General features: G+C 69.8%; 5 protein-coding genes. All 5 read right to left on the reverse strand.

Going from position 1 to position 12,386, the window contains the following annotated elements; translation table 11 throughout:
• Positions 1–9: 9 nt before the first annotated feature.
• Complete coding sequence (locus GQ674_RS08365) at positions 10–1,377, reverse strand: hypothetical protein (RefSeq protein ID WP_159496683.1); 1,368 nt, start codon at positions 1,375–1,377, stop codon at positions 10–12.
• Positions 1,374–7,676, reverse strand: coding sequence for an AAA domain-containing protein (locus GQ674_RS08370; protein WP_159496684.1), 6,303 nt, complete (start codon positions 7,674–7,676; stop codon positions 1,374–1,376). The genes GQ674_RS08365 and GQ674_RS08370 overlap by 4 nt, the downstream gene beginning before the upstream one ends.
• Positions 7,677–7,680: 4 nt before the next feature.
• Positions 7,681–8,340: a 4Fe-4S single cluster domain-containing protein gene (locus GQ674_RS08375; RefSeq protein WP_159496685.1), complete on the reverse strand. Its 660-nt coding sequence runs from the start codon at positions 8,338–8,340 to the stop codon at positions 7,681–7,683.
• The gene (locus GQ674_RS08380; RefSeq protein ID WP_159496686.1) at positions 8,337–10,169 is read right to left on the reverse strand and encodes an AAA family ATPase; all 1,833 of its coding nucleotides are present in this window, start codon (positions 10,167–10,169) and stop codon (positions 8,337–8,339) included. The genes GQ674_RS08375 and GQ674_RS08380 overlap by 4 nt, the downstream gene beginning before the upstream one ends.
• A gap of 69 nt (positions 10,170–10,238) precedes the next feature.
• Entirely contained in the window at positions 10,239–12,383 is a 2,145-nt protein-coding gene (locus tag GQ674_RS08385) for a bifunctional diguanylate cyclase/phosphodiesterase (RefSeq protein ID WP_159496687.1), read from the reverse strand.
• Positions 12,384–12,386: the final 3 nt, after the last annotated feature.

A 12,386-nucleotide genomic window follows, 5' to 3' on the forward strand; every position in this document is an offset into this window, starting at 1 on the left:
TCCGTGACGTCAGGTCGGGCCGCTGCGCGCGTGCGACACCGGCACCTGGTCGGACTGCGTCGCGGTGGGGATGTTCTCCTTCAAGGGCACCTCACCCACGCCCAGGGCCCGTTCGATCACCAGCGCGGTGCCTTGCCCGTGCAACAGCGCCTGCAGCCGGCCGAACTCGCCGCACCACAGGGTTTCGATGTCGCGGTCGCGATTGCGGTCACGGTCGGCCGCCAGCGCCACCGCCCGGACCTGCAGGCGCCCACCGTCGGCCTGGCCGCCCACCTCAACGCCATAGCCGGGGGTGGCCGCTTTCTTGAGGACCACCGCGCCAGTGTTCTGCCATGCGGTGGCCATGCCTTCGCGCACTTCATAGCCGAGGCTGGCCAGGCCGTCGAGTACGGCCTGGCGCCGGGAAACTGCCGCCAGCGCCTGCTGGTGGCTGGCAAGGGCGGTGTCGCACTGCAGGGTGAGCTCGGTGAGCAGTGGCAGCGCGGTGTCGGTACTGCAGGCGGCCACCCGGGTCAGCAACGGCGCATGCTCGGCCGGGTCCACGGCAGTCAGCCTGCTGGCCACATCCTGCAGCCGTTCCAGCTGCGTGCGGCGCTGGGCGAACGCGGCCGAGGCGGCGGCCAGTTCCAGTACCAGGCTGTCCAGCAGCAGGTTGCGCCGTTGCGGGGCGGTTTCCTGCTCGGCCTTGTGCAGCGCCTCCAGGTAGGGTGCAGCGACTGCCGCGCCCTGCAGCAACTGCAGTTCGGCGATATGGCGGTCCACGCGCAGCAGGCGCGCCTCGCGCTCGGGGTCGGCGGGCTGCCGGGCGGCCCAGTCGGCCAGCGTGGGGGTGGGCGTGGACGTGGCGGTCTGCAATGCGGCGGCCAACGCGCGCTGGTCATCGCTCAGTGTTGCCTGTGCGTCCGGCGGCGACAGGAGCGCGAAGGCACGGGCCAGCACCGCCTCTGCGTCAGTACCGGGGTGACCGTCGGCCAGTGCCTGCAGCACCTGCAGCAGGCCGGCGTCTGCATCAACGGATCGGTCCTGCAGGGTGTTGAGCACGGCGGCGGCGTTGTCGCGCTGCCGCCGCTGCTGCTGGCGGCCTGCGGCAGCGCGGTCGATGGCGCGCGCCTCGCGGTCGCGGGTGTCGGCCTGCAGGAAGGCCGTTTCGGCCTCGATCAGCATCGCATACCGCGTGTTGTCGCTGTCCGCCAACAGCGCCTGCAGCGCTTGGCGGCGCGCCACTACCGCGGCCACCGCCGATGCGTCGCGCTCGCCGACCCGCTCGCACTGGGCCTGCCAGCGCGCCACCGCCTGGTCCAGCCGGTGCAGCATCGCTTCGCGCAGCGCCAGCAGTTCTTCGGCAGTCACGATACGGACGACTTTGGGACCACTCATGGCAGGGTTTCCGGTTGTGCGGGGACAGGCGGGGGCGGCACCGGGGCGGGGGCCATGGCCGCCTCGATGGCAACGCGCAGGCGTGCCCGTTCGGCCTCGCCGTCGTGGTACCAGGCATGCGAGGACACCCGGTGGATGCCGCCGATGGCGCGACGCAGGACCGAGGGCCGCCAGATTTCACGGGCGCGGGCATGCGCCAGCAGCGGGTGGCTGGGCGCGTCGCACTCGATGCCGATGGCGAAGTTGCCGGTGTCGGGGTGTTCGATGGCGAAGTCCAGACCGAATGCATCGCCTTCGCTGGCGGCGGCCGCATCCCATCCCAGCGACTGCAGATAGGCACCGACGATCTGCGTGAAGCCGTCGGCGGGCGCCGCGTGGGTGCGGTTGGCCATGCTGCGGTCGGTCTGCAGGCGATCCAACAGCCGTGCGCCGCCGTCGAACTCGCCGGCACACAGGGCGCGGGCGTATTCCAGGTAACCCTGCAGGTAGTCGCGCGGGCTGGCCGGGGCGCGCTGGGTGTTGAACAGGTCGGAGATGTCGGCGATCGGCATCGAGGTGATCATCACCACCCGTTGCCGGGCGCGGGTGACGGCCACGTTGAGGCGGCGCTCGCCGCCGGTCTGGCCGAGCACGCCGAAGTTGCGCCGGAAGGTGCCCTGCGCGTTGCGGCCGAAGGTGGAAGAAAACACGATGATGTCGCGCTCGTCGCCCTGTACGTTCTCCACGTTCTTGACGAAGACCGCCATGTCCTCGCCCTCTTCGCTGCGCTCGCGTTCCTCGGCGAACGCGGCGCGGAAGGCGGGATCCTGTCCGGCGCGCTGCTCCAGGTGTTCCTCGATCAACTCGGCCTGCTTGCGGTTGAAGGTGACCACGCCCACCGAGGGGCGCTCGGCATAGGGCTGTTGCCACACCTGGGCCAGGTACTCGACCACCCGCGCCGCCTCGGCAGGGTTGCTCTGGTGCTGGTACACGCCGTCGACCTGGATCAGCTCCAGGGGCTTGATCCGCGCGATGCTGCTGCGCGGATGGCGTACCGGCACGTTGAGGCGGTTGCCGTAGAAGGCCGCATTGGAGAAGCCGATCAGTTCGCGGTACGCCGAGCGGTAGTGGATCTGCAGCGTGGTGCTGGGCAGGGCATTGCGGGCCAGCTGCAGCAGGTCCGGGCAATCCTTGATCTCGCGCCGATTCCAGGTTTCCTCGAAGGCGTCGCGCTGCTCGGCATCGACCTCGGCATCGGGCTCGTCGCCATCGAAGACCTCTGCTTCATCGCTTTCCACCCGGCTGGAGAAGAAGGCGGTGGGCGGCATCTGCTTCTCATCCCCGCTGACGACCGTGACCCGACCACGGAACAACGTGGGCAGGGCGAACTCCACCGGCATCTGCGAGGCCTCGTCGTAGATCACCGTGTCGAACAGCCCTGCCTGCAGTGGCAGCACGCGGCTGGCCACGTCCGGGTTCATCAGCCAGACCGGGCGCAGGTGCATCAGGCCCAGTTCGCTGCCCAGCTCGATGAACTCGCGCAGGCGGCGCGAACGGCGTCCGGTCAGCCGGGTGACGTCTTCCCACTGCTTGCGGTTGCCCAACTGCTGCAGGTCGATGTGGGTGCCCAGCATCTGGCGGTTCAGCCGGCGCATCTGCTGGTCGGCCGCGGCCAGGCTGGCGACCTTGGCCTGGGTTTCATCCTGACCGAACTGCAGCGCCGGGTTCGCCTGCTCCATGCGGTGCTTCCAGCCCAGCCGTGCTTCGCGATGCAGCAGGCGGCGCACGGCCGGCTCCAGCGCGTCGCTGGCAAGAGAATCCAACTGCGGTTGCAGTTGGCGCAGCAGTGCCAGCAGCTCCAGGTCTGCGCCCGACAGCTGCCCGGCGCGCCCGCGGAAGGCCTGGTAGGCAGCCAGATGGGGCAGGGCATCGTGCAGGTGCTGCAGCGCCTGGGCGTTGCTCTGGTTGTGGGCGATGGCGGTGGCCAATGCGTCGGCCAGCGCCTGCTCCAGCCAGTCGGCCAGCAATGCGAGCTGCTGCGCACTGGCATGGCGGGCGGCATGCCGGGCGAGCGAGGCATCCAGGTCCTGCAGCAGTGCATCCAGGTGCGCGCGGTCGCCCGCCAGGGCTGCGTCGTCGGTCTGCTGGGGGCGCGGCGACTGCGCCAGCGCCTGCGCCAGTGCCTGTACATGCAGCAGTTGGCGCCCGCTGGCGCGTGCCATCGGGCCCAGCGCGATGCCGGTCTGTTGGCCAACCGGGTCCAGCGCGAGCTGCTGGTGCAGGCCGGCCAGTTCGGTGCGCAACGGGCGCAGGCGCGCTTCCAGCGTCGCGGCGGCCAGCAGTGCTGCGGTGCCCGCTTCCCCCATCGCATGGGACTGCGCCTGCAGGACGCGGTTCACCCGTCGCCGGCGCAGCAGGTGCAGCGGGTTGATGCGCGCCAGCAGGCCGCGCGCGCCCAGTACGCGCGCGGCGTCGCGCTGCAGCTGCGCAAGCGTGCGCTCGTCGATGCCAGTGAGGGCCGGCGACAGCGTGCTGGAGACCGCGTCAAGGTCGAGCGCCGCCACGGCCTTCTCGATCTGCTGCAGCCGGTCCAGAGCGATGTCGCCCTGGCTTGGCTGCCCCGCGCGTGCGGTACGGAACAGCGGCAGCCAGCGTGCCAGTCGACTCCGTTGTGCGTCGTCCAGGCCGAGCAGGGTCGCCACGTGCGCCGACTTCCACGCATGGTATGGCGCGGGATCGTCCAGCTCGAAGCTGGCCGGGTGCGCCAGCAGGATCGCCTGCCGGTGCTGCTCGGCGGCGGTGAACGTCTGCAGGGCGGCAACGAATGCGGCGAGGGTGTCCGCGTCCGCCGCGAAGGGGCGCAGCTGCGCCAGCGGACTGCCCTCGTAGCGGGCCGGCAGCCACAACCGGATCAAGGGCGCGCAGGCTTCTTCGCGCTGCACCAGGGTGGGCAGGTCCAGTACCAGCAGGCGTTGGCGCAGGGCGGGCAGGACCAGCGGTGGCGTACCGGCGTCCAGCGCGATCAATTCGCCGAGCAGGCGCCGGTAGCTCAGCCCGGTGGCGTCGTCGATCTGGTGCAGGCTGTGCTGGTGGCGGTCCAGTTCGCCCTCCAGCGCCTCGATCCGCGCCGCCACCTGCTGGCGTTGCTGCTGCCACGCCGGTTGCGTAGTGCCGGCGGCAAACAGGGCGTCGAGCTGCTCGCGGATGCTGCGGATGACCGGTTCGCGGTCGCGGTTGACGTCGTTGAGCATGACCACGCGCTGGCCCAGCCCTTCGGCGACCAGGCGCTTGTGCACCACTTCCAACGCCGCATGCTTCTGGCAGACGATCAGCAGGCTGCGTTGCCGGCCGATCGCGTCGGCCACCATGTTCACGATGGTCTGGCTCTTGCCGGTGCCGGGAGGGCCTTCGATCAACAGGCCCGGTCCCTGCCGTGCCTGCAGCACCGCCGCCTCCTGCGAGGGATCGCTGGCCACGGTGAAGTAGCGCTGCAGCTCCGGCGTGGCAGGCGGGGTCGTGCCGTCGGCGTCGGTCGGCGGTGCCAGCCGCAACGCGGTTTCAAGACCGGTGCCGGACGGCGACAGAACCTTGAGCTGGCGCAGGTCTTCGCCGATGGCCTGGCCCATGAACGTGACATGGAAAAGTACCGCGGCGCACTCCAGTTCGTCCTGGTACGGCGCCACCTCCACGCTGCTCGGGGGCAGGCCCACCAGGCTGCGCGAGCGGATCGTGGCCAGCATCCCGAAGGCATCCATCACATCGGCGGCCCGGATCGCCGAGCGCCCCAGCAGTTCGTCGGCGGTGCTGCGCCAGCGCTTGCAGGTTTCGGTGCCCAGCACGCTTTCAAGGGCCGGGTTGAGCCGCACTTCCTCGCGTTCGCCATCGAAGGCCAGCCCGACCTGGCCGCGCGTGCCCGGTTCCAGCAGCAGCGTGACCGGCCACAGCAGCAGCGGAATGATGCGGGTGCGCGAGGTGCCGCGCGGATCGCGGCTGAGCAGGAACGGAAAGCCCAGATACAGCCCGTCGATGCCGGTGTCGCGCTTGTACAGCGCGCTCTGCCGTGCCAGGGCCATCAGGCGGGGTTCCAGCTGCGGGGTGCGCTGGAACGATTCGGGGTCCAGCTGGACGGCGCGCGCGTTGCGTTGCAACAGGTGATCGAGCAGCGCAGCGGCGGGGCGCCGGGCGCTGTCCACGTCGTGCATGTCCACGCGTGCGGTGGTCTTGCCGATGCTCATGCGCACCAGCGGGCCGCGCATCACCGCGGTGACCACCTTCTTTTCGAAGAAGTCCAGGATCTGCGACACGTACTGCTGCTTCTGCGGCTGCAGCCAGCGGCTGGCGGGCACGGCCAGCACCACCAGGGCGCGCGCCATCGGCATGCGCCGTTCCAGCCGGAACTGCTCGGCCCAGCCATCCACCACGGGCAGGCCGGAGCGGGCGAAGCCCAGGATGCGCGCGTCCACGCTGCGATACAGCTCGGTACGCGGGTGCTGCAGCAGGGCCGCCGCTGCGTCGCTGTCGAAGGCATCGAGACCAGCGCTTTCGGCGAGCGTGGCCGCCTCGGCAAGGATGGCCTCGGCGCTGCGGAACTGGCCGATTTCCGCACTCAGCAATACGATCAGGTCTTCTTCGGCCACCACCCTGCGCTCGGCCAGCGACAGCAGCCCGGGATGCGCGGTGTCAGGCAGCAGGCGCTGGCGTTCCTGCCATTGCGAGGCCAGCTTGGCCCGCGAGGTGGACAGCAGGTAGACGCGCAGGGATTCCTCGACCAGGGCGATGTGCTGGTGCAGCGCGCGCTGGCGTACGCTTTCCTCGCGCCGCTTGAGCCTGCACAGCCAGTTGTCGGTCTGCAGGTGGTCCAGCAGGTCCGGTACCGAACCGCTGATCAGCCGGTATCCCTCCAACGGGTGCTCAAGCAACCAGCCGGGCGTGACGATGTCGCCCCGATGGATCAACGGCATTTCCGGGTTGAGCAGCTTCAACGCCAGCATCAGCCGGAAATCGTCCTCGATGCCTTCGTGGCGGGCAATCTGGCGCAGCCCCGCGACGCGGGTGGCAGGCAGGCCGACCTGCTCGGCCCAGGTGACGATCGCCCCGCGCAGCAGGTGGTCCAGGGCCTGGTCCCAGCCGTCGGCCTGGGCGGCGGCCAGCGCGAACACGGCGGGGCGATGATAGCGGCGCGTGGCCAGCGGCAGGCTGGCGCCATCGCCCTCATCGTGCGCGTGCTGCGCCGCCGGCGGCGCCGGTACGGCGATGCCGGCCAGCCAGTCGGCCACCTGCGGCCATTGCCAGCGCTGGTGGCGGTCGCGGGCCAGCAGCCCGCGCAGCAGCAGCCCCAGCTCCGGGTCCAGCGTCTCCGGAATCGGGACACCATTGGCCAGCACGTGGATCAGGAACGCATTGGGATGGATGCCGTCGAAGCAGGCGCCGTCGGTGAGCTGTTCGAGCAGGATCATCCCCAGGCTCCACCAGTCCGACGCGGCAGCCACGCCACCGGCGATCGCCTCGGGCGCCATGTAGCGGCTGATCTCCAGGGGCGAGACGATGTCCAGGTCGAACTCGGACAACTGGGCCGAACCGAATCCGCTGATCACCAGGTCCAGTGGCGCGCGCGCTCGCACCAGCAGGCTGGCCGGGCGCAGGTCGCGGTGGCGCAGCCCGGCTTCATTGAACGCATGCAGCGCCTGGCCCAGTTCGCTGACGATATGCCGGACCGCATCGCGGTCGCCGATCACGCTGCCCAGCTCGGCCAGGGTGCCACCGGTGAGCATTTCCACCACTTCAAACGCGCGGTCATCCCATCGCCCGGTGGCGATGATCTCCGGCACGTGCGCGCGGGGCAGGCGGCGGATCACATCGTAGATGGCCGGGTCGGGCTCGGCACCGGGGCGGTACAGGGTTAGCACGGCCTGCACCGCTGTGGCGGCGTGTTCGGCCTGGTAGCGGTCACGCACGCCGTCGGTGCTGCTGATCTGGCGCAGCAGCCGCCAGCCATCGATGACCGTTTCGCTGCTGTCGGCCACCGGAGGCGGCAGGTCCGCCGCCGCCGTCCCATCGGTCGCGCTGGCGCCGCAGTGCAGGCACATCAGGTCGCCGGGGGTCATCGGGTGGCCGTTGTCGCAGACCACCTCCGCGGCAACGGCGCCGACCATCGATGCCTGCACCGTTGCCTGGGTGACCACGCTCTGCGGCCGCCAGCCATCGGGATGGATCGGCTCGCCGGCCAGATCCCAGCCGCACGCGTGCGCATCGACATGGCCTTCGCAGAACATCTCGGCCAGCGCGCGTTCGGTGTGGCAATTGGGGCAAAAACGAATCATGGACTTACTCGACTGGACGACGCGATGAAGTGTGTGCGCTGGTCTGTACCTGGTGGCCCTGCGCGCGCAGCAGCTCGCGCAGGCGCAGCAGGTCGCCGCGGCGGGGGATGCCGGCCATCCAGACGGTGCCGGTGGCATCGAACATCAGGTCAAGTGCCTTGTCGGCCGGCGTGCTGGCCCGCTCCAGGCTGGCCAGACGCGACCGACCCAGCGCGGTGAGCAGGGTGAGGCGCTGGTTGTCGCTACCCCGCAGCGCCAGCGACTGGTCCGCCTGTTCGAGGTAGGGGTCGCTGATCAACGCATCGATCAGGTCGCGCGCCTGGTCCAGCATGGGCTGCAGCTTTTCCAACGGGTGGCCGCTGTACACCAGGATGTCCGCGGCGGTGCGTTGGCGCAGTCCCCCCAGCATCTGCAGCAGGGCGTCGAACTGGTCGAACGGCTCGCCGCCGGAAATCGTGATGCCGTCGGCCTGGTCCAGCCACGGCGCCACCTGCTCGAGCAGCGTGGTCACGTCGGCGACCGTGCGCCCCGGCCCCCAGGTATCGGCTGAAATGCAGCCGCTGCAGCGGATGCTGCAGCCCTGGAACCAGATACCCAGGCGCTGCCCCGGCCCCAGCGTGGTCACCGGGAAATGCACGCGCGACAGCTGCAGGGGACGGTTCACCCGCGCGCCAGGTGGAGTACGTTGGCATCCACCGCAACGATGGTGAACTGCTGGCCGGGCTGCGCGTCCTGGTCGAACAGGGCACGCGCCAGCGGGTTGAGCAGGTGCGCCTCGAGCTGGTTGCGGATGCCGCGCCCGCCGTTGGACAGGTCCTTCAGGCAGAGCGACCGCAACGCCTCGCGGGCCGGCGCGGCCAGGGTCACGCGCAGGTGCTGGGCCTGCAGGTCGGCCAGGGTTGCGTCGACCATCTGGTCGAAGATCTGCACGGCGACCTCCTCGCGGATGAAATCGAACACGATGATGTTCTCGCCGATCCGGTTGAGGATCTCCGGCCGGTTCAGGACCAGCTTGAAGTGCCGGTCGATTTCGTCGTGCACCTTGCTCTGTACCTGCTCGAAGGGCTCGCCGGGCAACACGTTGGCCACGCGCTCGCCATGCTCGCCCTGACGGTAGATGCCCAGATTCGAGGTGAACACGATCAGCGCTTCGGAGAAGTACACGCGGTCGCCACGCCCGGAGGTGAGCACGCCGTCGTCGAGGATCTGCAGGAACTTGTCGAGGATGCGCGGATGGGCCTTCTCGATCTCGTCGAACAAGACGACGCTGAACGGCTTCTCGCGGATGGCGTTGGTCAGTTCGCCGCCCACGTCGTAGCCCACGTAGCCGGGCGGGGCGCCGATCAGCCGCTGGTCGGCATGCTCGGCGCTGAACTCGGACATGTCGAACCGGATGTAGGCGCTTTCGTCGCCGAACAGCAGGCTGGTGACGGTCTTGGCCAGCTCGGTCTTGCCCACGCCGGTGGGGCCTGCGAGGAACGCCACGCCGCGCGGCCGGTTGCCCTTGCGGCTTGCACCCACGCCGGTCATGGCGCGCTTGACGATGTCCAGCATGTGGGTCACCGCATGGTGCTGGCCCTTGACCCGCTCGTGGACGAACGCATCGCCCATGCGGATGCGCTGCCGGTCAATGCGCAGCCAGGGGTCTTCGGTGACCCCGACCTTGTAGCGGCGCACGGCGTCGCTGATCTGGTCCACCGCCACCCCTTCGACCCGGGCCAGCTGCGCGATGGCACTGAGGTCCAGCAATAGCAGCCCCTCGGTGCTCTGCACGAAGGCATCCACCGCCTGCGCGGTGGCCTCGGCGCTGGCGTCCGGGGCACCGGCCAGTCCCTTGAGCAGGGCCGGGGCCAGTGCGCGCCGGGTGAGCTGGTCCGGCTTGGCCACCGGAATGTGGCGGATGCGCGGGTTGCCGACCAGCAGCCAGTCGGGCAGGTCACCTTCCTTCTCCACCACCCAGAGCACCGTATTGAAGAACGGCTTGCGCTGCACGCCGCCCGGTCGGCTGCGTGCCTGGTGGGAGAGCACCAGGGCCTGGGTGAACAGCTGGTGTTCGGCGGCGCTGAGGGCGTCGCTGCGCACCGCCAAGCGCGAGGCGAAATCGATGATCACGGCCACCGGCTCGCCCGGACGGACCACCAGCCGTTGGAGCGTGGCGCTGAGCAGATCGATACCGGCGGGCGCGGCGCCGTCCACCGGGGTGAGTCCCAGCGATTGCAGCAGGGCGATGCCGCTGGCGGGATCGATGCCGGGGCGTTCCAAGGCGCGGAAACCGGCCAACGGGTCCCAGCCCAGCACCTGCGCGTAGCCTTGGTCGAGCAGGGTGTTGCACAGGGTCTGGTTGAAGCTCTGCGCGGTTACCGTGCCCGGCGCCACCTCGGCTGCCTGCAGGTCGCGGATGTTCCCGGAGAGCACGAACTGGCTCTTCAAGGGAAGAAAACGAACAAGATCGCGCTGCCAGCGCGGACCTTCAAACACATTCTTCCCTGACATCCTGCTGCCTGCTAATCCCATGGTATGGGCAGGGTATTGCGCGCAGCCGCCAATTTCCAGCGCGTGCCGCTAGCCCGTCGCCGCGCCCGGTCGTGCCTGCGCCTTCCATCCGGCGGCCATCTCCACCCGCGGGCGCGGGTGGTCGTGCAGCTGCATGAAACGCTCCGGGTCCACCGGGCGGCCCAGCAGGTAGCCCTGCAGGTAGTCGCAGCCCAGCCGCTCCAGGTACGCACGCTGGCCGGTGGTCTCCACGCCTTCGGCCACGATGTCCATGTCCAGCGCGTGGCCCAGCGCGACAATCGCCGAGACAATCACCACGTCTTCCGAGCTGGTCTCCAGGTCGCGCACGAAGGCGTGGTCGATCTTGATCTCGGTGGCGGGCAGCCGCTTGAGATACAGCAGGCTGGAATAGCCGGTGCCGAAGTCGTCGATGGAAATGCCCACGCCCAGGCTGGCCATGCCCTGCAGCAGGGTGAGGCTGGCCTCGGTGTCGCGCATGACCGTGCTTTCGGTGATCTCCAGCACCAGCCGCCGCGGTTCCAGCCGATGGGTCCGCAGCGCGTCGCGCACCTCCTGCAGCAGGTGCGGCGAACTGAACTGGATCGGCGACAGGTTCACCGACACCGTCCAGCTTTCGTGGCCGGCGTCCTGCCACTGGCGCAGCTGGCGACACGCCTCGCCCAGTGCCCAGCGCCCGATTTCGTTGATGACGCCGCTGCGCTCGGCCAGCCGGATGAAGCGGTCCGGTGGAATCAGGCCCTGCTGCGGGTGGCGCCAGCGGATCAGGGCCTCGGCCCCACTGACCCCTTGGCCGGCCACCCGGATCTTGGGCTGATAGTGCAGGAACAGCTGGTCGGTGCCGATCGCCCGGCGCAGGTCGGCCAGCAGCTGGAACTGCTGCTCGGCGCTGTCGTTCATCCAGTCGGAGAACACCGCGTAGGCGTTGCGGCCGGCCTCCTTGGCCTGGTACATCGCCGCGTCGGCAAAGCCCATCAGCTGGCGTTCGCTGGCGGCGTGATCCGGGCAGATCGCGATGCCGATGCTGGCGGTGACCTGCAGTTCGTGGTCGGGCAGCAGCGGGCCGCCGCCCACCGCCTGCAGGATGCGGCTGGCCAGCGTGGCGATGTCCTCGTCGTTGTCGATCCGCACCACCAGCACGAATTCGTCGCCGCCCAGGCGGGCCAGTACATCGGTCGGGCGCAGCAGCTGGCGGGTGCGCTCGGCCACCGCCACCAGCAGCGCGTCGCCGGTCTGATGGCCGTAGGCGTCGTTGACCTGCTTGAACCCGTCCAGGTCCATGAACATCACCGCGAAGCGGCTGCCGCGCTGCTCGGCCTCGGCCAGGGCCTGCTCGATCCGCTGCTGCAGCAGCAGGCGGTTCGGCAGGCGGGTCAGCGGGTCATGCAGGGCGGCCTGGGTGAGCTCGGCCTGGGCATCGTCCAGCGAACTGCGCAGGGTTTCATTGCGCAGGCGCAGCAGGTGCGCCTGCATGCGCTGGTCCAGCCAGGACACGATCAGCACCACGGCCAGGATCGCGGTGGTGAGTACCAGCACCAGCGCGGCCAGCCACTGCGCCTGCAGGCCATCGCCGGCGGCGGCGCCGCAGATGCTGCCGGCCGGGAACCGCGCGGCGGCCATGCCGGTGTAGTGCATGCCGACAATGGCGCTGCCCAGCAGCACGGCCGGCATCAGCCGGTGGCGCATGCGGCGCTGGCTGTGGCGCAGCCGGAAGGCAACGAACAGCGCGGTCCACGAGGCCGCCAGCGCGATCAGCAGCGACGCGGTGACCCAGCCGGGGTGGTAGTCGATGCCGGGCTGCATGCGCATCGCCGCCATGCCCAGGTAGTGCATCGAGGCGATGCCGCTGCCCATCAGCAGGGCGCCCAGCGCCAGCCGCGAGTGCGGCAGGGTGGGGCGTGACACCAGCCACAGCGCGAAGATCGAGGAGGCCATCGCGGCCAGCAGCGACACCGCGGTGCAGCCCAGGTCGTAGCCCAGTGGAATGGGCAGGCGGAAGGCGAGCATGCCGATGAAGTGCATCGACCAGATGCCCAGCCCCATCGCGCAGCCACCGCCGAACAGCCATAACGTGCTCAACCGCGCGCTGGGCGCGGTGGTGATCCGATTGGCCATGTCCAGCGCGGTGAACGACGCGAGCATGGCGACCAGCAGCGAAACCACGACCAACCACGGTGTGTAGCTGCCGTCGAGCATCGA

The organism is Stenotrophomonas sp. 364 (genome assembly GCF_009832905.1).
Lineage (GTDB): Bacteria > Pseudomonadota > Gammaproteobacteria > Xanthomonadales > Xanthomonadaceae > Stenotrophomonas > Stenotrophomonas maltophilia_AP.

Bases quoted from the DNA above. Each gene is read 5' to 3' on its own strand.
- GQ674_RS08365 (WP_159496683.1), bottom strand. From the start codon at position 1,377: ATGAGTGGTCCCAAAGTCGTCCGTATCGTGACTGCCGAAGAACTGCTG.
- GQ674_RS08370 (WP_159496684.1), bottom strand. From the start codon at position 7,676: ATGATTCGTTTTTGCCCCAATTGCCACACCGAACGCGCGCTGGCCGAG.
- GQ674_RS08380 (WP_159496686.1), bottom strand. From the start codon at position 10,169: ATGTCAGGGAAGAATGTGTTTGAAGGTCCGCGCTGGCAGCGCGATCTT.
- GQ674_RS08385 (WP_159496687.1), bottom strand. From the start codon at position 12,383: ATGCTCGACGGCAGCTACACACCGTGGTTGGTCGTGGTTTCGCTGCTG.